This is a genomic window from Providencia sp. Je.9.19, from assembly GCF_051129765.1.
GTDB lineage: Bacteria > Pseudomonadota > Gammaproteobacteria > Enterobacterales > Enterobacteriaceae > Providencia.
In genome coordinates this window covers 1,018,021-1,041,340 of sequence record NZ_JBCPSS010000001.1, presented here as the reverse complement: position 1 = coordinate 1,041,340, position 23,320 = coordinate 1,018,021, and the positions used below count along the sequence as shown (strand labels likewise).

General features: G+C 40.4%; 20 protein-coding genes. 16 read left to right on the top strand and 4 right to left on the bottom strand.

The genetic code is table 11. The annotated features are described in order from the left end of the window. Window positions 1-25: 25 nt before the first annotated feature. Window positions 26-1,453, bottom strand: coding sequence for an exodeoxyribonuclease I (sbcB, locus tag AAZR93_RS04900; RefSeq protein WP_434719131.1), 1,428 nt, complete (start codon window positions 1,451-1,453; stop codon window positions 26-28). A gap of 430 nt (window positions 1,454-1,883) precedes the next feature. On the opposite strand from sbcB, the gene AAZR93_RS04895 reads away from it, so the two are divergent. Continuing rightward, window positions 1,884-3,161 (top strand): MFS transporter, encoded by a 1,278-nt coding sequence (locus tag AAZR93_RS04895; protein ID WP_434719130.1) that lies wholly within the window; start codon window positions 1,884-1,886, stop codon window positions 3,159-3,161. A gap of 179 nt (window positions 3,162-3,340) precedes the next feature. Continuing rightward, entirely contained in the window at window positions 3,341-3,673 is a 333-nt protein-coding gene (gene tmaR / locus AAZR93_RS04890; protein WP_294105349.1) for a PTS system regulator TmaR, read from the top strand. Between the two features lie 90 nt (window positions 3,674-3,763). On the opposite strand, the gene AAZR93_RS04885 is transcribed toward tmaR, so the two are convergent. Beyond that, complete coding sequence (locus AAZR93_RS04885) at window positions 3,764-4,453, bottom strand: helix-turn-helix domain-containing protein (protein WP_434719129.1); 690 nt, start codon at window positions 4,451-4,453, stop codon at window positions 3,764-3,766. Between the two features lie 206 nt (window positions 4,454-4,659). Here AAZR93_RS04885 and AAZR93_RS04880 point away from each other — a divergent pair, with 206 nt between their 5' ends. From AAZR93_RS04880 to AAZR93_RS04870, 3 genes are read left to right on the top strand one after another with little or no spacing between them, the layout of a single operon-like run. Then, a complete protein-coding gene (locus AAZR93_RS04880; RefSeq protein WP_434719128.1) occupies window positions 4,660-6,990 on the top strand; it encodes a molybdopterin-containing oxidoreductase family protein in 2,331 nt (776 codons plus the stop codon). 2 nt (window positions 6,991-6,992) lie between these two features. Next, entirely contained in the window at window positions 6,993-7,541 is a 549-nt protein-coding gene (locus AAZR93_RS04875) for a 4Fe-4S dicluster domain-containing protein (protein ID WP_294105356.1), read from the top strand. Beyond that, entirely contained in the window at window positions 7,541-8,362 is an 822-nt protein-coding gene (locus AAZR93_RS04870; RefSeq protein WP_434719127.1) for a dimethyl sulfoxide reductase anchor subunit family protein, read from the top strand. The genes AAZR93_RS04875 and AAZR93_RS04870 overlap by 1 nt, the downstream gene beginning before the upstream one ends. Window positions 8,363-9,220: 858 nt before the next feature. Here the strand turns inward: AAZR93_RS04870 and rne are convergent. Beyond that, window positions 9,221-12,649, bottom strand: a complete 3,429-nt coding sequence (gene rne / locus AAZR93_RS04865; RefSeq protein WP_434719126.1) for a ribonuclease E — start codon at window positions 12,647-12,649, stop codon at window positions 9,221-9,223. Between the two features lie 708 nt (window positions 12,650-13,357). Between rne and rluC the strand changes: the two genes are divergently transcribed. Further along, entirely contained in the window at window positions 13,358-14,314 is a 957-nt protein-coding gene (rluC, locus tag AAZR93_RS04860; protein ID WP_434719125.1) for a 23S rRNA pseudouridine(955/2504/2580) synthase RluC, read from the top strand. 70 nt (window positions 14,315-14,384) lie between these two features. Here rluC and AAZR93_RS04855 read toward each other — a convergent pair whose 3' ends face one another. Then, entirely contained in the window at window positions 14,385-14,966 is a 582-nt protein-coding gene (locus AAZR93_RS04855) for a Maf family protein (RefSeq protein ID WP_294105367.1), read from the bottom strand. Window positions 14,967-15,109: 143 nt separating this feature from the next. Between AAZR93_RS04855 and yceD the strand changes: the two genes are divergently transcribed. The 10 genes from yceD to mltG all read left to right on the top strand — a co-directional run bounded on the left by yceD (window position 15,110) and on the right by mltG (window position 23,312). After that, entirely contained in the window at window positions 15,110-15,634 is a 525-nt protein-coding gene (gene yceD, locus AAZR93_RS04850; protein WP_294105369.1) for a 23S rRNA accumulation protein YceD, read from the top strand. A 12-nt stretch (window positions 15,635-15,646) separates the two neighbouring features. Then, complete coding sequence (rpmF, locus tag AAZR93_RS04845) at window positions 15,647-15,817, top strand: 50S ribosomal protein L32 (RefSeq protein WP_068444665.1); 171 nt, start codon at window positions 15,647-15,649, stop codon at window positions 15,815-15,817. A 23-nt stretch (window positions 15,818-15,840) separates the two neighbouring features. Then, window positions 15,841-16,881 (top strand): phosphate acyltransferase PlsX, encoded by a 1,041-nt coding sequence (gene plsX / locus AAZR93_RS04840; protein WP_294105389.1) that lies wholly within the window; start codon window positions 15,841-15,843, stop codon window positions 16,879-16,881. Window positions 16,882-16,890: 9 nt separating this feature from the next. After that, on the top strand, window positions 16,891-17,841 hold the full coding sequence (locus AAZR93_RS04835; RefSeq protein WP_294106180.1) for a beta-ketoacyl-ACP synthase III: 951 nt from the start codon (window positions 16,891-16,893) through the stop codon (window positions 17,839-17,841). A gap of 18 nt (window positions 17,842-17,859) precedes the next feature. Beyond that, complete coding sequence (fabD, locus tag AAZR93_RS04830; protein ID WP_434719124.1) at window positions 17,860-18,792, top strand: ACP S-malonyltransferase; 933 nt, start codon at window positions 17,860-17,862, stop codon at window positions 18,790-18,792. A gap of 7 nt (window positions 18,793-18,799) precedes the next feature. After that, window positions 18,800-19,534: a 3-oxoacyl-ACP reductase FabG gene (fabG, locus tag AAZR93_RS04825; RefSeq protein WP_294105391.1), complete on the top strand. Its 735-nt coding sequence runs from the start codon at window positions 18,800-18,802 to the stop codon at window positions 19,532-19,534. A gap of 155 nt (window positions 19,535-19,689) precedes the next feature. Beyond that, on the top strand, window positions 19,690-19,926 hold the full coding sequence (gene acpP, locus AAZR93_RS04820; RefSeq protein ID WP_004253236.1) for an acyl carrier protein: 237 nt from the start codon (window positions 19,690-19,692) through the stop codon (window positions 19,924-19,926). Between the two features lie 76 nt (window positions 19,927-20,002). Then, complete coding sequence (gene fabF, locus AAZR93_RS04815) at window positions 20,003-21,253, top strand: beta-ketoacyl-ACP synthase II (RefSeq protein WP_434719123.1); 1,251 nt, start codon at window positions 20,003-20,005, stop codon at window positions 21,251-21,253. Between the two features lie 149 nt (window positions 21,254-21,402). Then, a complete protein-coding gene (gene pabC, locus AAZR93_RS04810; RefSeq protein WP_434719122.1) occupies window positions 21,403-22,233 on the top strand; it encodes an aminodeoxychorismate lyase in 831 nt (276 codons plus the stop codon). A gap of 56 nt (window positions 22,234-22,289) precedes the next feature. Continuing rightward, window positions 22,290-23,312: an endolytic transglycosylase MltG gene (mltG, locus tag AAZR93_RS04805; protein WP_434719121.1), complete on the top strand. Its 1,023-nt coding sequence runs from the start codon at window positions 22,290-22,292 to the stop codon at window positions 23,310-23,312. Window positions 23,313-23,320: the final 8 nt, after the last annotated feature.

The window sequence follows — 23,320 nt, the reverse complement described above, 5'->3', positions numbered from 1 at the left end:
ATTTTCATTTTATTTAGTATTTTAGCTAACTTGCTAACTCTGTCGCGTAATTTACTAATGCCTTTAATTGTTGGCAACGTTTTTCATCTTGCTGATGTTCCACAAGTAGCATTTGTATTTGTTGCATATATTCGGTTAAACGGGCTTCGTTAAAGTAGTCTCTACGATGTTGTAACCAGCGTTGTTGTTCTTCATAAGATAAGATGTTTGGAAAGTTACGTGCTTTATAGCGAAAGAAAAGTTCTTTCATGCGCTTATCTTCAAAACTAAGATCTAAAGCGGGCAAATTCTGCGGTAATGTTTCACGAATAATATCCATCGTAGAACGATCGGAAGTACTAAAGAAGCCGCTATAAATTTGTGTGTCTACATCATTTGATTCTTCAAATTCTTGTGCAACACTAAATAACTCAATTATTTTATTACGGATTTCTGGATCTTTGCGAAGAACTTCTAAATTACGTAGACATAAATCACGATCTAAACCTGTACGCTCTGCATCTTCAGGACGCAATGTTTTTTCGGGCGCTAAAATTGGGCATTTATTAATTTGCACTAATTTAACGGGAACGGGTAGTTTGTCCCCAAGTTCTGCTTTAGGTGTATAAAGCCGAGTGCGCAATTCTTGTGCATTTAATTCAATTAAAGGGGATAAATCCGCGGATAAATCACACATGATGACCGCATTACGATTATCAGGATGCCATGCTAATGGAGCAACTAAACTCACATAAGAGCGTAAAGCGCCAAACATGCCAGAAACATGCACCAGAGGAGTCATATTAACGATATCTATTAACTCACTGACTTTATTTTTATTTCGTAGTTGATAAAAATAATCAAACATTCGTGGTTGTGCTGCTTTCAGTAATTTAGCCATGTTGATCGTGGCTAAAACATCGGACATCGCATCATGAGCATTTTCATGCAAAATGCCATTAGCCTTACTTAAATGCTCAAGACGTAAACTAGGTAACCCATCTTCGTTTTCAGGCCAGTTAATGCCTTCAGGACGCAGTGCAAAGCAGGCGCGAAGCGTATCAAGTAGATCCCATCGAGAGTTACCTTGTTGCCAGCTATAGGCATACGGGTCATAGAAATTGCGATAAAAAATATTACGCGTGACTTCATCATCAAAACGAATATTGTTATAACCCATGATACAAGTATTAGGCACACTGAATGCTTGATGAACACGTTTCGCAAATTCAGCTTCGTTGACACCTTGTGCCAGTGCAATTTGTGGCGTAATACCCGTGATCATTACCGCTTCTGGCTGTGGTAAATAGTCATCTGATGGGGCGCAATAGAAAACTTCGGGTTCATCGATGATATTGAAATCGAGGTCAGTACGTACACCTGCAAATTGAGCCGGTCTATCCAGCGCAGGCCGTTTACCGAAAGTTTCATAGTCATGAATGAAAAGTGAGGGTTGTTTTTTATTGTCTTTCAACGTGAACCACCGTGTAGTTTTATATTGTATTGCATGAAATGCTATCTTGTAACCGCATATTCTTCGGGAGCATTGCTTTAATATTCTATGTTAGTGTTGCTTAATAGTAACCTATCTACACACAAAGCTAAACCAAACAAAGAATAGCAATCGGGATCATTAATAATTGATGTATTTAGGATTTCTATTGCTAGACTCTATAAAATAGTAAGTTTGATAATTTTGTTTAAGCAAATTAATTATGGATGATATTCAGAGGCGATATTAAATAGAGTATCAAGTGATTTTATAGTGTGACCGATGTCTCAAATAGATATTGTTAACGTTAACATTTGTGAGTAACATCGCAAATGGCAGGCAAATATCTAGTTTACAGTTAATGTTAACCTTAACATTAAGCCAAGGATTATTATTAGTTGGCGGATAAAACATGAATAGTGAATCAAAAAAATATTATGCCTCACTAAGTGCGTTGTTGTTTTTTTTCTTTTTCACCTGGTCATCAACATTTTCAGTTGTTGCAATTTGGTTACGTAAATATGTTGGCTTAGAGGGAACGGATACTGGCGTTATTTTTTCGTGTATCTCAATTATCGCATTATGTGCACAACCACTATATGGATTTTTACAAGATAAATTAGGTTTACGTAAAAACCTTTTACTTTTTATTGCAATTTTACTGATTGCCTCTGGTCCATTTTTTATGGTATTTGGCTCATTATTAAAGTGGAATATTGTGATAGGTAGTTTAGTGGGGGGGTTGTTCATTGGCATGACCTTTCATGCGGGGATTGGTGTTCTTGAATCTTATACCGAGCGTGTCAGCCGATTACGTGATTTTGAATACGGCAAAGCCAGAATGTGGGGATCTTTAGGTTGGGCTGTCGCCACTTTCTTTGCTGGGCGTAATATCAATATTGATCCAAATTATAATTTTATAATGGCTACTATTTCGGGTGTCATCTTTCTAATTATATTATTGAGATTAAAAACCGCAAAAACAGATGCTTATAATAGCCTTGAGCATGGCAGTCCTTCTGCGATTACGATTGGAGATGCTTTACAGTTATTCGCATTGCCGCGTTTCTGGGCGCTCATCTTGTTTGTACTTGGTACTTGTATTTACAGTGTTTATGATCAGCAATTCATGGTCTATTTTGCGCATCAGTTTGCTGATGAAAAAATGGGTAATGAGATGTACGGATATCTAAATTCATTACAGGTCTTCTTAGAGGCTGGTGGTATGTTTTTAGCCCCGTTTATTGTAAACCGAATTGGTGCGAAAAATGGATTATTATTTGCTAGTAGCATTATGGCATTAAGAGTTATTGGTTCAGGTTTAGTGGAAGGACCAATTTTAATTTCAGCGATGAAACTCTTACACGCCGTTGAATTGCCTATTCTCTTAATTGCTATCTTTAAGTATAACAGCCGTCATTTTGATAAGCGTTTATCATCTACTTTATATTTAGTCGGTTTTAGCTGCATTACTTCTGTTGTTGCCAGTATTTTGTCACCACTGGCGGGTTGGGGATATGACAAAATTGGATTTGCAGATACATACTTAATTATGGGTGGTTTTGTCGTTTTAACCACAATATTATCCGCATTTTGTCTACGCAGTGATAAAATTGATAGCAATGAAAATGAAAAAAGTGCGAAAACCAATCAAAATAATATTGAGAGCCCATTGGTCACCAAAGCATAAAGCAATGAGGTTTTAAGCATATTCTTTGGGCAGTAAATGCACATCGATAGCGCTGTAACTTGAAGTATAATAGCTATAAATCAATAAAAATGTGAAACTGACTTGTAACATGATGGTATTCGAAGGTATTGTGTTAATAGATAACACGTTTTGAATATTTTAATAGAGGGTTTTAAATCATGGACAACGCTAACAAGCCGTCTTTCCAAAATGTACTGGAATTTGTGCGTATGTTTCGCCGTAAAAATAAGATCCGTCGTGAAATTACCGACAATGAGAAAAAAATTCGCGATAACCAAAAGCGAGTTTTATTATTAGATAACCTGAGTGAGTATATTAAACCAGGTATGTCTATTGACGATATTCAAGCTATTATTGCGAATATGCGTAGTGACTACGACGATCGTGTTGATGATTACATCATTAAAAACGCTGAGCTTTCTAAAGAGCGTCGTGATATCTCTAAAAAATTAAAAGAGATGGGCGAATTACCTCGTATTGACGTTAAATAGTCGATAGGTAATCGTTTTTTTCAATTTAGTTTATTTGAAGCCGAGTTAGTCTCGGCTTCTTTGTTTTTCTTCTTTGTATTTATTATTAGCTTAAATAACAATAGTCTTAACTTGCTTGATGAGTGCACTCGCAAGTGCTTCCATATCAGTTTTATCAATAAAGCCCATAGTGATGGCTGCGGCGATTAATTCCCCTTGATTATTGAAAACGGGGCAGGCAATTGATTGAGCGCCAGGAATACCCTCTGTTGGTGTATAGCGAATGGCGTAACCTTGTTGTATTACTGTATCAAGCTCTTGGGATGAAAATAAGGTCTGTTTGATTTGTTTATCAAAGGCACAATAAATGATACCTGCGGCACTTTTTTCAAGAGGTAACGGTGTATTTGGTAAATAATCGATATCAACATTTTTAAAGCTGCGATTATATTTCACTAGTGACACAGTTTTACCTAATCGAGAAGCAACCCCTGTCGAAACATTCCGTTCGTCACGAAAGTTTATTAAGCTGTTATTAATAATATCGATATGTGAATTATCAGCCTCAATAAAGCTCGATAATAATAAAATATTTCGTCCTAGCCCATAACGGCTTGTCTGGATATCTTGATAGAGCATTTGTGTTCTACAAAGAGAGACGAGATATTTATGTAATCGACTTTTAGATATTTCACATCCTTTAGAAATATCCGCAGCACGAGCAATACCGCCATTTTGAGCAATAAAATTTAAAATGTTAATTGCAATATCAACAGAATTAACACCTTGCAGTGTAGACATAAATAAACCTCGCTTTAACAAGACCGCTGATTTTACCACGAGTCGCTAACGTCAGCTAACATCTCCATAAAAATCGCTTTTAGTTCTGTGGTCATCATCTTTTATACCCGTAAATAGTGTGTTGTTTTGATCTCTCTCAAGTTTACTAATTGTGTATGGAGTATATATATGGTGAACTTATTAAAGCAATGTCGAGGTTTACTATAATGAAAATAATAAATGAGTTTCGTCTTAAACGTCGAACCTTACTTAAAGGACTTGGAGTGGTTGGTTTGGCGACGATCGCACCATGTTCTTTTTCCCAGGTAAATAATAACCAACCCTTAATAAAAATAAGACTCAAGTTATCTGACTACAAAACATTTCGTTCCACCTGTGCGATGGAATGTTTGCATTGCAATCTAACCGCTTACACTTATCAAGGTAAGTTGATGAAGGTGCAAGCGACGGAAGGTTTTAATGTTAAATGCTGTTTAAGAGGCATGAGTCGGACAAAATGGGTTTATCACGACCAAAGAGTTACCACACCGTTATTGCGTGTCGGCGAGAAGGGGGAGGGTGATTTTAAGCCTATCAGTTGGGATGAAGCCCTTGATTTAATAGAACAAAATATTAGAGAAACTATTGCTAAGTTTGGTAATGAAGGGTTATTTATCTCTACACACGCTGGCAATATGGACTCAATCAAGAATGACATGGGAAAAGCATTTTTTGATTATTTAGGTGGTTCAACTAAACAAGCGGGGTCTTTATGTTGTTCTGCTGTGACTGCTGCGATGATCCCAATGGTTGGTTTACGTTATGCAGATACACGAGATACCGTAGCGGATAGTCGTTATATTCTTTGCTGGGGAAATAACCCAGCGGTAACTATGCAGGCTTATTTTAAAAATTATAATCAAGCTAGAAAAAATGGTGCTCGGTTAGTGGTTATTGATCCGAGATTTAATGAAACTGCGGCTAAAGCAGATGAGTGGATACCGATTATACCGGGTACTGACACAGCATTAGCACTAGGTATGATTAAGATTATTATTGAAGAAAATCGTATTGATGAAGATTTTTTACGCGCACGTACGGGTGCTGTTTATTTAGTGGATAAAGAACAACATCAAGTTAGGCAAGATGCTCAAGATAAAGATAGCTATTTGGTATTTGATGTCATTAAACAACAACTAGTACGTCATGATACTCAGGGTATTAAAGCGGCACTTTTTCAACATGAATTGCCAGAAAATTTAGGCTATCAAACTGTATTTGAACAAATATATCAATCATCCAAGCCTTGGGATGTGCAACGAGTTAGCCAAGAAACAGATGTCCCCGTTGAAACCATTGTGCGCTTAGCACGTGATTATTCATCAATCACTCCATCTATGATCGTACAAAATATGTCTGGCGCACAACGTACTGAACATGGTGCATATGTGGCGGCGAGTCAGTTCTACCTTGCTTTGTTAACCGGAAACATTGGTAAACGTGGCGCAGGTGTTTGTGATGCGGGTGGTGCGAGACAAATGGCAAATTTCAGCCCTATTGTTCCCCCAGCGCCAAATGCTAAAAAAATAACGCCTATCCCTGTTGCGAAGGTCGGTGACTATATTGTCAACGATAAACCGCATCCCATTAATTTTTGGTGGGTAATGACAATGGGGGTCATGACGCAACTACCGAATACGAATAAAGTTCGTGAAGCCTTGAAAAAGGTACCATTTGTCGTGGTTGCCGATAACTTGATGAGTTCGACTGCGTTATATGCAGACCTAGTGCTTCCTGTGACAACAATCTTTGAAGATACCAGTTTAATGGCAGGTGTGCGTAGCCAATATGTTCAATTAATGGAAAAGGCCGTTGAACCGGTTGGTGAAGCGAAGCCTGATTATTGGATTTTTGCACGATTAGCTGAGCGTTTTGGATTCGGTGAGGTGTTTAATCAGCCAATTGAGCATTACATTGATGCCTGTTTAGCAGGGTCCGGTATCACTCGACAGATGTTAGAAAAAGGGCCTGTTCGCCCTGTTGAAGGCGATTGGATCCCATTCAACGAGGGTGTTTTTAGAACATCGACTAAAAAAGCGCATTTTTTTATTGAAGAGTGGCAGCAGAAAAAGTTCTCGCCAATTGTGGCTTATTATCAAGTCAAAGAGTCAATTAAAGGGTCTCCGGAGTTGGCCAAAAAATATCCATTGATGGCTGTGCAACGCAAGCTTGCACGCAGTGTGCACTCTAGCCATGGTATGAATGAATGGATATTAGAAGTGCAGCGTAATCAACCAAATGTATTAATCCACCCAGAAGATGCCAAACAAAGAAACATTAATAATGGTGAATGGGCAGTTGCTTTTAATGATCGTGGTGAACATCGTGCAATCGCGGTTGTTACTACACATATTAAACAAGGGGTTGTATCACTGGATAACGGTTGGTGGGAACAACAAGGAGGTAGTAGTAGCCACGTTACTAATGACCAAGTGGAGCATTTAGGCACAGGCCATTGTTGTAATAGCACCTTGGTTGATGTGAGAAGGGAGGTGTAATCATGGTTAAGCAATATGGATTTCTAATTAATACCAAAGACTGCTATGGCTGTAAAACTTGTTCAATGGCTTGCAAGTCCGAGAATGTAACACCGCCAGGGGTATTATGGCGTAGGGTACGAGAGTTTAATCAAGATTCACCGAATACGCAGGCATTTATTACTATGTCTTGTAACCATTGCGATGATCCTCAGTGTTTAAAGGTTTGTCCAGCAGATACTTATACAAAGCGTGCTGATGGTATTGTGGTGCAAGATCATGAAAAATGTATTGGTTGTCAAATGTGTATCATGGCTTGCCCATACCATGCCCCTGTTTTTGACCCTGCTGAAGGTAAAACCAGTAAGTGTAATATGTGTGCAGAGAGACTTGATGAAGGTTTGTTACCTCGATGTGTTGAGTCTTGTCCAACAGGTGCGATTGAGTTCGGTGAAATATCTGTCCTACGAAAAAAACATACGACTAATTGGGCAGTACTGGAACAAAAATACAATATGCCTGACCACACGATTAGTAATCCAAATATTGTGATTATTGGTATGGAGGATTAATGATGGATATCAAACATATGGAACTTCCTCTAGTTTTTTTTACGGTTATGAGCCAGTGGGGAATTGGCGCCATTTTAGCGCTGACATTATACCAGTTCAGTGTCTCCGCAGAGCAAGCGCTTTCAGGAAAATCATTGCGCAGTGCAGTCATTATTATCTGGCTGATTGAAGTTATTGGATCGTCAATGTCAATGGGGCATTTAGGCGTCCCACTTGAAGCTTATCGTTCAGTATTAGGTCTAAGTCATTCATGGCTAAGCCGTGAAGCGATAACCTTCATTTTATTGAATGGATTGATAACTTTATGGGCGCTTTGCTGTTGGCTACAGCCAATTAAAAATACACGTAATCAAATTTTAGGTTTGTTGAGTGCAATAGCGGGTATTGCAGCAATATTCGTGACTGCTCAAGTCTATTATCAGATGTTAGCGCATCCATTGTGGCACTCACCTGCGACTCAAATTGCTTTTATCGGCAGTGCAATACTACTTGGTTTTTGCTTTGTGACCCTATTTGTTAATGGACAAAATAAGCAACAATCAAAAGTGATTAAATTAGGGCTACTTATTGGTGTTGGCTTGGTATTGGTTTCGCAAATAATACGCATACAAATTCCAAACAGCCTTGGTGATAGCTATCTTCTTTGGTGGCAAGTAGTTATGAGTATGATGCTGCCATGTATCATTGCAAATAAACAGATAAAGCCAACAGCAAGTAATAAAATTGTGTTGGTTATTATGATGGCGGCGGTATTTAGTGGCGAGCTGGCGGGTAGAGCGCTGTTTTATGGAGGGGTTATGGTTGCCGCTCCTTGGTTCTAACTTCCCGTCATATTTCGAGCCGTAGGGGTGTTGGCTTCGCTTCAGCTACTCGGGTCACATACTTATGTATGCTCCCCAAGATAGCTTCGTCTTGCCGCCTACCTACAACTCGAACTATTTAGGGAATATCTGTTCCTGTCATATTTCGGGTCGCTGAGGTGTTGGTTTCGCTTCAGCGACTCGGGTCACATACTTATGTATGCTCCCCAAGATAGCTTCGTCTTGCCGCCTACCTACAACGCGAACTATTTAGGGAATATCTGTTCTTGTCATATTTCGGGTCGCTGAGGTGTTGGCTTCGCTTCAGCGACTCGGGTCACATACTTATGTATGCTCCCCAAGATAGCTTCGTCTTGCCGCCTACCTACAACTCGAACTATTTAGGGAATATCTGTTCTTGTCATATTTCGGGTCGCTGAGGTGTTGGTTTCGCTTCAGCTACTCGGGTCACATACTTATGTATGCTCCCCAAGATAGCTTCGTCTTGCCGCCTACCTACAACTCGAACTATTTAGGGAATATCTGTTCCTGTCATATTTCGGGTCGCTGAGGTGTTGGTTTCGCTTCAGCGACTCGGGTCACATACTTATGTATGCTCCCCAAGATAGCTTCGTCTTGCCGCCTACCTACAACTCGAACTATTTAGGGAATATATTAGAGTGGTTTTATTTATCTTTATTCTGAATCATTTTGTTATCTAGATTTTTAAAATTTGCTTACTTACCGCTTATTTACAATGCAAATTATCTAGGGAATGGATTGGTATTTATATAATAGAGGGTTGATTGTATTATCTCTAAGCAATAAAAAAGGCCTCGATGATGTCATCAAGGCCTTTTGAACAACTGAGTGTAATCGTTAGAAACTAGCTGGTTTTGCCATTTCTGAAGTGGCTACACTTGATGCTGCGTGCCCACCGGCACCACCTTTACCTTCAAAAGTAGAAGCTTCGCGTTGATATTCTTTACTCTCAAATGTTGATTCAACAGCCGCAGGTGCAGGTGCTTTTGTCATTGGTGAAGATGAATGACATTTGTACTGCCCTGCAGTTTTTTGAGTTGCAGACGCTATTGTTGGTTTCGTCTCAGCAGGCACTGTAGCAATCGTTTCAGTTACTACTGCGAGTTCAATTGTAGTTTCAGCTATAGCATCAGTTACAGAAGATACAGTCGCCATAGATTCAGGCTCTACCGATTCAGTAACTACAGGCTCTACGACTACAGGTTCTACAACTATAGATTCAACAATAACAACAGCAGGCGTTTCAGTAGCTGTCACTATTTCTTGAGTTTCTTCAACAATAACATTGATAGGCTCAGCGACTATTTCTTCTTTCACTTCTGCAAGTGTCGTTTCTACAGAAACAGGTTCTTCAACTATAGGCTGAGTGATTGGAGCCGTACTTTCGATAACGGGCTCAATTACTGCTTGAATTGATTCTTCAGCTACTGTTTCAGTTGTTTCTACTGTAGAAATAACAGCTTCTGTCACAACATGTTCAACTGCTTTAATGATTTCTACTGGCTTAGTTTCAGCTTCAACATTAATCGCTTGTTCAGTTGCTACTGATATAGCTAATTTAGCGGTTTCGGCGAGTGATGCGTTAGCTGAGTTTTGTTGTTCCAGCATTTCTTCATTTGTAATAATTGCAAAGCTTTCTTGTGGAGGCAGAACAATTGGATAACGAATGAATACTTTACCTGAAGCAAATTCTGGCGAAGCAACAGCCCCTGATAATGGCATCGGAGATTTATTTAAATGACGCTCATCACGGAAACGACGACGACGCTGACCACTCACGCGCAAGTGACGAGGAGAGCGACGTGAACGGCGTGGGATAATCGTATCCTGCTTCTCATCATCGCCTACTAGATCGTTATTATCTTGCAGGTTTTCATCATTAAGTTGTGCATTATTTTGTGTAACAGTATTAGCCTGTTGATTGTCATTATCATGGCTTACTACTTTATGTTGTATAGCAGGCGTTGGTGCCGGTAAAGCAGCGGTAGTATTTGCCACAACTGTTGTTGGTTGTTCAGCAGCGGTTGTTGACTCTACAGATGTTGCTGCTTGGTCGTTATCAGTAACACGAATCTTTTGTGTTAACTGACGGCGTTGGCGACGTTGCGCCGCTGGGCGTTGTTCATCTTCTTCTTTTACCGCAGGTGTTACAGCACTGTCTTGCTGAACTTCTTGCTGATTTTTAGCCGTTTGTTGTTGACGTTTTTCGTCTTGACGGCGGCGGCGATCAGCTCGTGGGTCACGGCGTTGCTGCTGATTATCATTAGCTACAGTGGCAGTTTCAGTTGTCGCTTGCTCTTCTGGCTGAGCAGTATTTCTGTTGTTTCTACCTTTATTACGATTATTTGCATCATCAGACTGCGTATTACGGTTATTGCGATTATCGCGGTTGTCACGATTATCTGTGCTGTCATCGCGGTCACGTCGATTATTATTGCGACGATTATTTCTGCGATCATTATTACGACGACGGTCATTATTGCTTGGTCGTGGCGTAGGCGCCGGCGCTTCGACAACTTTTTCTTCTTCAGCGAAAAGATTCTTAAAGAAGGTCGCAACTTTGCTAAATAGGCCTGGCTTAGCGGGTTTATCAGCGCTTGTTTGGGTAGGCGCTTTAACCGGGACTTCTTTTGGTTTAAGTGCAGGAACTTCAACAGGTTCTTGTAGCGCAAACGCTGAGATAGCCGGTTGTTCTGGCGCTTTACGTTCTGAGGTTGTGTCGTCAGTATTACTGAGTGTTTCCGACTCATGGTATTGCGCTAAGTTATAGCTAAGCGTACTAATCTCTTCGCCTTTACGAATACGGATCACATTGTAGTGAGGCGTTAGCATTTGGTCATTAGGGACGATAATGACACGTACTTGATGTTGACGTTGTTCAATCTCAGTGATTGCTTTGCGTTTTTCATTAAGTAAATACGACGCGACTTGCACAGGAACAATGGCATGAACTTCATGCGTATTTTCTTTTAGTGCTTCTTCTTCAATTAAACGAAGAACAGAAAGAGAAAGTGATTCGTTATCACGAATAGTTCCTGTACCTGTACAGCGTGGGCACACATGATGGCTTGATTCACCAAGAGAAGGGCTCAAACGCTGACGAGACATTTCTAATAAACCGAAACGTGAGATACGCGCAATTTGAATACGAGCACGGTCTTGTCGAACGGCATCACGTAAACGGTTTTCAACTTCACGTTGATGCCTAACTGGCGTCATATCAATAAAGTCGATAACAATTAGACCACCAAGGTCACGAAGACGTAATTGACGTGCAATTTCATCTGCGGCTTCTAGGTTAGTATTGAACGCAGTTTCTTCGATATCACCGCCACGCGTAGAACGTGAGGAGTTAATATCAATTGCCGTTAATGCTTCAGTTGTGTCGATAACGAGCGCACCACCAGAAGGTAAACGCACTTCACGCTGGAATGCAGACTCTATTTGAGATTCGATTTGGTAGTGACTAAATAGCGGTATTTCACCACTATAATGTTTAATTTTGCTCGCAAAATCACCACGACCAATGGCTTCAATGTGGTTACGTGCCATTTCAACAACTTTCGGATTGTCGATAAGGATTTCACCAATATCAGGGCGTAGATAATCGCGGAATGCACGTACAATAACGTTACTTTCTTGATGGATTAAGAAAGGCGCTGGACGATTTTCAGCTGCTTTTTGGATAGCATCCCAATGGCGCAGACGGTAAAGCAAATCTTGTTGTAAAGACTCAGCTGATTTACCAACACCGGCAGTACGAACGATAAGGCCCATACCTTCTGGAATTTCTAAGCACGATAATGCTTCTTTAAGTTCGGTACGATCTTCACCTTCGATACGACGTGAAATTCCGCCTGCACGAGGATTGTTTGGCATTAATACTAAATAACTACCGGCCAAACTAATAAAAGTGGTTAGTGCCGCACCTTTATTACCACGTTCTTCTTTATCAACTTGAACAATAACTTCTTGGCCTTCCTTTAAAACATCTTTGATGTTAGGGCGACCTTGAGAGTGATAGTTGCTTGGAAAGTATTCGCGGGCAATTTCTTTAATCGGGAGGAAACCGTGTCTTTCAGCACCATAATCAACAAAAGCGGCTTCAAGGCTAGGTTCGATACGGGTAATTTTACCTTTGTAAATGTTGGCTTTTTTTTGTTCATGACCTGGGCTTTCAATATCCAAGTCATAAAGACGTTGCCCGTCAACAAGGGCAACACGCAGCTCTTCTTGTTGAGTTGCGTTTATTAGCATTCTTTTCATGTTGTTACTTACTCATTATTTTTTACTTTATAAATAAAGAGCAGCGAAAAAAAGAGCTACTGTAAACCGATGGCCTCATGATTTTTACAAAGCCGTCTGCCTCTCGGCAGTCGTTCGTATAGAGACGCGCAGTATTCGGTGAACCTGATTCTTAGATTAAAAATTCAGCGTTCTTAATCAGGATGCCGTAAATTTTCATAAAAAACGGAAGTTCCTAACCCAATAAGCTAAAATTCGTTGCTCGCTAATTTATTTGATGTTGTTAAATGTCTTACGCCATTGCTGCATCGTTACGCCATCAAATAACAAATTCAATACCCATTATATTTCAAATTGAATGGTGTTTATTATAAACATAGTACATCACTCAACTGCCTGAACCACATAATTTATCCATGCTTATCGGGCTATTTTCGCTCGATACCTACATGCAATTTGAATTATTTTGGGCATATATCTATTTTAGTGCCAATTCTTGTGTTCAAACATCTCGGCAACTTCTTATTATTCCATTGCCATGTGCATTATAGCAAGTTGATACGTAAGTTATATGGAAATTTTATTGAGAAATAGGATTATTCAGCCAGAAAGTAAGCAAATTGAAAAAAAAGATAAAAAAATTTACGAAAAAGGTATGATAGAAAGAGTGAGTTCGAGTATTTTTTAATCAATTAAAATTTTAATCAATTAGAGTTAACGCATTCCTTAATGAAAACAGATAACCAAGTTTATTTTATTGATATTAGCGATGACGAAGCAGGGCAACGCATCGATAACTTTTTGCTAGCAAGGCTAAAAGGTGTTCCTAAAAGCATGATTTATCGCATCATCCGTAAGGGTGAGGTACGTGTTAATAAAGGACGGATTAAACCTGAGTATAAATTGCTAGATGGTGACCAAGTTCGCGTGCCGCCAGTGAGAGTTGCAGAGCGTGAAAATGCGCCTGTCTCAGCGAAATTGGATAAAGTTGCTGCTTTAGCTGATTGCATATTGTATGAAGATGAATCGATTTTAGTGATCAATAAACCTTCAGGTACCGCTGTGCATGGTGGTAGTGGTTTAAGTTTTGGTGTAATTGAAGGGTTGCGAGCATTGCGACCAGAAGCCCGTTTTCTTGAATTAGTTCACCGTTTAGATAGAGATACCTCCGGTATTTTACTTGTGGCAAAAAAACGGTCTGCATTAAGAGCATTACATGAGCAATTACGCCTCAAGCAAATGCAAAAAGATTATTTAGCATTGGTGCGTGGCAACTGGCCATCACATATCAAAGTGATTCAAGCGCCATTATTAAAAAATATTCTGCAAAGTGGTGAGAGAGTTGTCAGAGTCAATAGTGAAGGAAAGCCCTCTGAGACACGTTTTAAAGTCGAAGAGCGTTTTGATAATGTGACACTGATAAAAGCAAGCCCTGTAACGGGGAGAACGCATCAGATTCGTGTACATACCTTACATGCAGGGCATCCAATAGCTTTTGATGACCGATATGGTGACAAGCAATTTGATAGTCAGTTAGCTGATACAGGTTTAAAGCGTCTATTTTTACATGCCAGCTCATTGCGCTTCACTCATCCTAAAACAGGTGAAGAAATGCAAATACAAGCACCTTTAGATGTAAAACTGAGCAATTGCTTGAAAGCTTTACGTGCACGCAAGGCAAATTAATAGGCATTTAATCTGATTTGCGTTAACGAGGAGTAGCAGTTAGATCCTCGTTAACGCTTTTTGGGCTTATTTAGCTTAATGGGTTTATGCCATGCTTACGTAACATTTCGAGTAGTAAAATAATGGGCAGGCCAATTAATGTATTTGGATCGCGGCCATCCAATCGTTCAAATAGAGCAATACCTAATCCTTCAGATTTAAAACTTCCTGCACATTGGAATGGCGCTTCTTTATTGAGATAGTGCGTTATTTCTTCATCACTTAATGGCCTAAAATAGACATCAAACAATTCACATTGAACGTTAAATTTGCCTGTCTCTGTGTCTAGTAAGCACAAACCAGTATAAAAAGTCACTTTGCTGCCGGATGCTGCTTTGAGCTGCTTAAAGGCATTTTCAAAGGTGTGTGGTTTACCAACAATTTGATCATTAATGACACAAACTTGGTCTGAGCCAATAATTAAATGCTGTTGGTATTGCTTAGCCAGTGCATTGGCTTTTTCGTGAGATAAACGAGTAACTAAAGCTTGCGCAGATTCGTGGAGTATAGGGGATTCATCAATATCGGGTGCAGCCGTTAAAAATGGTATGCCTAGTTTTTTTAATAAGGCTTGGCGATAGGGTGAAGTGGAAGCCAAAATAATTGATTTCATAATTTTTCTCGAAACTCATAGCCAAAAGGGATAACTCATTTTAAACTATACACCGCAAAACCTGCGATTTTTTGGTGAAAAGGCAAGATTACATTGCCTTTTTCTTTGACTATAGTTCATTTGAAAGTTAATATGCGCGCCTTATGCAAAAGGTAAAATTACCCCTAACGATTGATGCACAGCGTACAGCTCAGAAAAACCTCGACTATGTTGGGAGTTATACACCTGAGCAAGTTACTCGTATTGCTGAGTCAGTAGTTAGTGTAGATAGTGATGTTGATAACGAATTATCATTTAAAATTGATAATCAGCGTTTGACAGTTATAGAAGGGCATTCCACTGTGGATGTCACGCTAGAATGCCAACGTTGCAGAAAAGATATTAAGCACCATGTCTACATATCGTATTGTTTTAGTCCTGTCGTCAATGACGAAAAGGCCGAAGCATTACCGGAATGCTACGAACCTGTTCATGTAGATGAATTTGGTGAAATAGATTTGCTGGGAATGATAGAAGATGAAATAATTCTTTCCTTACCAGTTGTTCCGGTTCATGATTCTGAACACTGTGAAGTGTCCGAAGCGGACATGGTGTTTGGTGAATTGCCTCCTGAGGCCGAGAAACCAAACCCATTTGCCGTATTAGCCAGTTTAAAGAAAAGTACTTAAGGAGTAAGGTCAATGGCCGTACAACAGAATAAACCAACTCGTTCAAAACGCGGTATGCGTCGTTCACATGATGCACTGACTGCAACCCTAGTTTCTGTAGATAAAACCTCTGGTGAAACTCACCTGCGTCACAATGTGACTGCAGATGGTTATTACCGTGGCCGTAAAGTTATCAACAAGTAGTTTTTAATTTACAAGTTGATACCTTGGCCAATCTAACCATTGCGTTAGATGCTATGGGCGGGGATGTTGGTCCCCGCATCACGGTGCCTGCGGCTTTGCAGGCATTGGCATCTAATCCAGCACTAAAATTACTGCTTGTCGGTCAACCCGAAGCCATTCAACCCTTGCTTGCACAACAGAGTGCCGAGCAAATTTCGCGTATTGAAATTATTCCAGCACAAGGCGTCATAGCGAACGATGCGAAGCCATCAAGCGCTATTAGGCAGAGTAAAGGAACATCGATGCGAGTGGCCTTAGAGTTGGTAAAGACAGGGCAGGCACAAGCTTGTGTAAGTGCAGGAAACACTGGTGCGCTAATGGGGTTGGCAAAATTGATGTTAAAATCAATTGAAGGGATAGAACGCCCTGCATTGATGACAATATTGCCTAATCAGAAAAAAGGTAAAACGGTTGTCCTAGATTTAGGTGCAAACGTGAATTGTAGTAGTGAAATGTTAGTCCAGTTTGCAGTGATGGGTTCGGTTATGGCAGAAGAAATTGCCAATATCAACAACCCTAAAGTCGCTTTACTGAATATTGGTGAAGAAGAAAGTAAAGGACTAGATAATATCCGCGAAGCCGCCGCAGTATTAAAACAAGCCGCGTCGATTAATTATATTGGTTACGTTGAAGGCAATGAATTGCTCACAGGTAAAACCGATGTATTAGTGTGTGACGGCTTCGCAGGTAACGTCTCATTGAAGACAATGGAAGGGGTTATCCGTGTTATCCTTTCATTGTTAAAGTCAGCGGGCGATGAAAATAAAAAAAGCAGTTGGTTTATGCAACTGGCAAAAAAATGGTTAAAAAAACGCTTAATGAAGCGTTTTGTGGATATGAATCCAGACCAGTATAATGGTGCGACTCTGTTAGGATTGAATGGTATTGTTATCAAAAGTCATGGTGCAGCGAACGAACATGCTTTCAAAGCAGCAATTGAGCGTGCGGTACAAGCGGCGGATAAACAAGTACCTGAAAAAATAACAGCTCGACTAAATATTGTTTTACCCAGGAGTGATCAATAACCTATGTCTATGCACAGTAAAATATTAGGAACAGGCAGTTACTTGCCAGAGCAAGTACGTACCAATGCTGACTTGGAAAAAATGGTTGATACTTCTGATGAGTGGATTGTAACGCGCACGGGTATACATGAAAGAAGAATTGCTGGGGAAAACGAAAGTGTTTCCGACATGGGCTTTCACGCTGCAAAAAACGCACTCGAAATGGCAGGCGTTGATAGCAGTGAAATTGGTTTAATTATTGTTGCCACAACATCTGCAACCCACGCATTTCCAAGCGCAGCCTGCCAAGTCCAACAAATGCTCGGTATTAATGATTGCGCTGCATTTGATATTGCAGCAGCCTGTGCGGGTTTTACTTATGCAATAAGTATTGCAGATCAATTCGTTAAAACCGGTATGGCGAAAAAAGCACTCGTTATTGGTGCAGATGCATTATCAAAAACATTAGATCCAAACGACCGCGGTACTGTTATTTTATTCGGTGATGCAGCGGGTGCGGTTGTGATTGGTGAATCTAATGAACCGGGTATTATTTCAACGCATTTACACGCTGATGGGCGCTATGGCGATCTATTAACGCTACCAAATCGTAGTCGTTGTTCTGATGACCCTGCTTACCTGACAATGACAGGTAATGAAGTTTTTAAAGTTGCAGTGCGCGAACTCGCTCATATTGTTGATGAAACACTAACGGAGAGTGGCATTGCAAAAGAAGAACTTGATTGGTTAGTGCCACATCAAGCTAATTTAAGAATTATTACAGCGACGGCCAAAAAACTAGATATGACAATGGATAAAGTTGTTGTCACACTTGATCGTCACGGTAATACTTCTGCAGCATCAGTCCCAACAGCTTTTGATGAAGCTGTGCGTGATGGTCGCATTCAGCGAGGTCAACTTGTGCTATTAGAAGCATTTGGTGGTGGATTCACGTGGGGTTCGGCGCTGGTTCGTTTTTAATTTACTGAGAAAATAGACATGACACAATTTGCTATGGTATTTCCCGGACAGGGTTCTCAGTCTCTTGGAATGTTAGCATCATTAGCTGAGCAATATCCGCTAGTTGAGCAAACATTTGCAGAGGCATCAGATGCATTGGGTTACGATCTTTGGGCATTAGTACAAAATGGACCAGAAGAAGAATTAAATAAAACATGGCAGACACAGCCGGCGTTATTAGCAGCATCTGTGGCAATCTTCCGTGTTTGGCAGCAAAAAAAAGGTAAAATGCCAGTAATGATGGCAGGTCACAGCCTTGGTGAGTATTCTGCATTAGTGTGCGCAAGTGTTATCGACTTCAAAGAAGCGATTAAACTGGTAGAATTACGCGGTAAACTAATGCAAGAAGCAGTTCCTCAAGGCACTGGCGCTATGTACGCTATTATTGGTTTAGACAATGATTCGATTGCTAAAGCTTGTGCAGATGCGGCTCAAGGACAAGTTGTTGCGCCGGTCAATTTTAATTCACCAGGCCAAGTTGTTATTGCTGGTGAAAAAGATGCTGTTGAACGCGCCGCTGCGGCCTGTAAAGAAGCGGGCGCTAAACGTGCGTTGCCTTTATCTGTTAGCGTGCCATCACATTGTGCATTAATGAAGCCAGCGGCTGAAAAATTAGCAATTGCATTAGAAAAAATTGAATTTTGTGAGCCAGATTATCCAGTGATCAACAATGTTGATGTTAAAATGGAGCAATCAGCGAAAAATATTCGTGATGCTTTGGTCCGTCAACTGTATAATCCAGTCTGCTGGACACAAACAGTCGAGTTAATGGCAGAACAAGGTGTTGATCATCTTGTTGAAATGGGACCGGGCAAAGTATTAACTGGTCTTACCAAGCGGATTGTCTCTAATTTAACTGCCGTAGCAGTCAATGATCCTGTATCATTAGACACTGCTTTAGAAAATATCTGAGGACGACATGAGCTTTGATGGAAAAATTGCCCTTGTAACGGGTGCAAGTCGCGGGATTGGTAAAGCAATCGCTTTAACTTTAATTGCTCGCGGTGCGACCGTTATTGGTACAGCAACAAGCGAAAATGGTGCACAAGCAATTACCGCTTATCTTGATGGTAAGGGTAAGGGTTTTGCATTGGACGTGACCTCGCCAGAGTCAATTGCAGAAACTTTGACCAAAATTCGTGAAGAATTTGGTGAAATTGATATTTTGATTAACAATGCGGGCATAACACGTGATAACCTATTGATGCGCATGAAAGAAGATGAGTGGCAAGATATTATTGACACCAACCTTTCATCCGTTTACCGTTTGTCTAAATCTGTTTTGCGTGCCATGATGAAAAAACGTTGTGGACGTATTATTTCCATTGCATCAGTTGTCGGTGTTATGGGAAATGCAGGGCAAACGAATTACGCAGCAGCGAAAGCAGGGCTTATTGGTTTTAGTAAATCATTAGCACGTGAAGTCGCTTCTCGTGGTATCACTGTCAATGTAGTAGCACCTGGTTTTATCGAAACTGATATGACTAAGGCGTTGACAGAAGAACAGCGTGCAGGCATTTTATCTCAGGTTCCTGCAGATAGATTGGGTGATGCACAAGAAATTGCCAGTGCTGTAGCGTTTTTAGCTTCTGATGAAGCGGCCTACATTACGGGTGAAACATTGCATGTCAATGGCGGCATGTATATGATCTAAAGAAATGAGGGAACCATTTGCATTAATTAGTGTTATATAGCGCAAAATAATGCAAAATTATGGTTTCCACAGCCGGGATTGGGTTGTATCTTTTCCTGTATTCATAAACTACGAAAACCATCGCGAAAGCGAGTTTTGATAGGAATTTTAATAGTATGAGCACTATCGAAGAACGCGTTAAGAAAATCATCGTTGAACAACTGGGTGTTAAAGAGGAAGAAGTTGTAAATACAGCTTCATTTGTTGATGACTTGGGCGCTGATTCTCTTGACACAGTTGAGCTAGTAATGGCTCTAGAAGAAGAGTTCGATTGCGAAATCCCTGACGAAGAAGCTGAAAAGATCACAACAGTACAGGCTGCGATTGACTACGTCGAGAACGCATCTAAATAATTGTACTAAACTTATCTAGGCGATCACTCGATCGCCTATGTTCCCTTTGTCACTTTTCCCTCTTAGGAGGATGCGCGTGTCTAAGCGTCGTGTAGTCATAACCGGACTAGGCATGTTATCCCCTGTCGGCAACACAGTTGAATCATCATGGAAAGCTGTTTGTGGCGGACAGAGTGGTATCAGCCTTATCGAGCATTTTGATACTACTAACCACGCAACTAAATTTGCAGGCTTAGTAAAAGATTTCAATTACGAAGATTATGACATCTCTCGCAAAGATGCGAAGAAGATGGACCCATTTATTCAATATGGCATTGCAGCAGGCTATCAAGCTGTTAAAGATGCGGGATTGGAAGTAACAGAAGCCAATGCTACACGTTTCGGTGCAGCGATTGGTTCTGGTATTGGAGGGTTAGGTTTAATTCAAGATAACTGTGAGTCTATTCTACACGGTGGTCCTCGAAAAGTAAGCCCATTCTTCGTACCTTCAACAATTATCAACATGGTTGCAGGCCATTTAAGCATCATGTACGGTTTGCGTGGTCCAAGTATTTCTATCGCCACTGCTTGTACATCGGGTGTGCATAATATTGGGCATGCAGCACGTATGATAGCTTATGGTGACGCAGACATAATGTTGGCAGGTGGCGCAGAAAAAGCGACAACCCCGCTAGGTGTTGCTGGCTTTGGCGCAGCTCGAGCATTATCAACACGTAATGATAACCCACAAGCGGCTAGCCGTCCTTGGGATAAAGACCGTGATGGTTTTGTTCTTGGTGATGGTGCGGGTATCATCGTACTTGAAGAATATGAACATGCAAAAGCGCGTGGTGCAAAAATCTATGCAGAGGTTGCAGGCTTTGGTATGAGCAGCGATGCTTACCATATGACTTCACCGCCTGAAAATGGTGAAGGGGCTGCTCGTGCAATGATTAATGCGCTGCAAGACGCGGGTATCGAAGCAAGTGATATCGGCTATATTAATGCTCATGGAACATCGACTCCAGCAGGTGATTTAGCTGAGGCTCAAGCAGTTATTTCTGTATTTGGCGAAGGTACTGATGTATTAGTCAGTTCAACTAAGTCAATGACAGGACATCTTTTAGGTGCTGCGGGCGCTGTTGAATCTATCTTTACGATTTTGTCGTTGTGTGATCAAATCGTTCCACCAACCATTAACCTTGATAACCAAGATGAATCTTGCAAGTTAGATCTTGTACCGGGTAAAGCAAGGAAAGTTGAGAACATGGAATATGCGCTATGTAACTCATTTGGTTTTGGTGGTACAAATGGCTCGTTGATATTCCGTCGTTATCACGCAGAATAAGCCTCGGCTATATTGAAATTAAAGCTCCAGATTACCTTAGGGTCTGGGGCTTTTCTTTTTCCTATCCTTTACAGCACTTCATGCTTTAGTTTATGATAACTCCATTATGTTACTGTCTGATTTATCAGCTTTTATTATAAGTATAATCAATGTCATACTGGGTAAATGGTCAAATTTGTAATCAAATCGATGTCGCTGATCGCGCTGTTTCATTCGGGGATGGTTGCTTTACGACTATACATGGGGTTAATCAACATGCACAAATGTTGAAAAATCATATTGGTCGTTTGATAAGTGATAGCCGACGATTAAAATTACCACAACCGGATTGGCAGGCGCTTACCTCACACATAGAAGCGATATGCCGTGAACAAACTGATGATGAGTTTGTCGTGAAAGTGATTATTAGCCGTGGTGCAGGTGGGCGGGGGTATAGTTCAAAAGGGTTTAACCAACCCACAGTCATCACTGCGATTTCTGCATTTCCTCAACATTATCCGCCATTGCAGCAAACAGGTGCTCAACTTATCCTTAGCTCAATTCCATTGAGTCGAAATACTTTGCTGGCAGGAATGAAGCATCTTAATCGTTTAGAACAAGTTTTGATCCGACAGGAAATCGATGAAGCGCAAGTAGATGAAGCGATTGTATTAGATACCAATGGCATCATGGTCGAGTGTTGTAGTGCTAATTTCTTTTGGCGTGTGAAAAATCGAGTTTATACCCCGGCATTATCTTATTCAGGTGTGAATGGGCTTATGAGACAAAAGATAATGGCGCTTCTTTCTGGCAGTCAGTACACTTTGGAAGAAGTCGAACGGTTTCCGGCGATATTGGCTCAATGTAATGAGGTTGTTATTTGTAATAGTTTAATGCCAATTTTACCGGTGGCGACAATTACCTTGAAAGAGTCGCAGTCTGTATTGGAATACCAATCACGAGAATTATTTGAATATCTGCTTTTGCGTTGTCAGATGTAGTTAATGCTTTCAAATCTGATCTATATCGGCAAACCTAGTTTTTAAGTGGTCAAAACATGAAATTAGCCAAAAAAATAGCACTTGTTATCTTTGTTCTCGTATTAGTCGGTGGAATAGCTGCTTATTTGCAGTATCGACAGGTTATTAATTATGCAAAAGTGACAGTCAATTTAACGCAAGAAAAAATATTTACAGTACCTGCGGGAACGGGGCGTGTTGCATTGGAAGATTTACTTGTTAAAGATAATATCATTGAGCAAGGACATGAATTTCAGTGGTTATTAAAGCTACGCCCTGAATTGGCAAAAATGAAAGCAGGTACTTATCGTTTACAACCTGAAATGAATGTTGAACAAGTTTTGGTGCTTATTGCGAGTGGTAAAGAAGCTCAGTTTTCAATTCGTTTTATCGAAGGAAATCGTTTCTCAGATTGGAGTAATATTTTACGTGATGCACCTTATTTAGAAAATAAAGCTAAGGATGCAACCCAAACTGAATTATACGCGATGATTGGTTATGATGGCGAAGGTTTACTTGAGGGGTGGTTGTATCCTGATACTTATTCATATACAGCGGGAACAGCAGATACCGATATCCTCAAACGCGCTTATCAGCGTATGAAAAACAGCCTAGATGAAGAGTGGGCTGGGCGTGATCGTGATTTGCCGTACAAAAATGCATATGAAATGCTGATAATGGCCTCAATCATTGAAAAAGAAACTGGAATTGATAGCGAAAGGTCTCAGGTGGCCTCTGTATTTGTTAACCGACTGAAGAAAAATATGCGTTTGCAAACAGACCCAACTGTTATTTACGGGCTTGGTGATAAGTACCGTGGTAAAATTTACCGAAGCGATCTCGATAACTACTCAGCGTATAACACGTATAAGATAGATGGACTACCACCGACACCAATTGCTATGCCAGGTTTAGCATCAATAAAAGCGGCTGCGCACCCAGCAAAAACAGATTACTTATATTTTGTTGCAAATGGGACGGGTGGGCATACTTTTAGTCATAACCTTAATGACCACAACCGTGCAGTTAAAGTTTACCGACAAATTGAACAGAAAAATTGATAAACAAA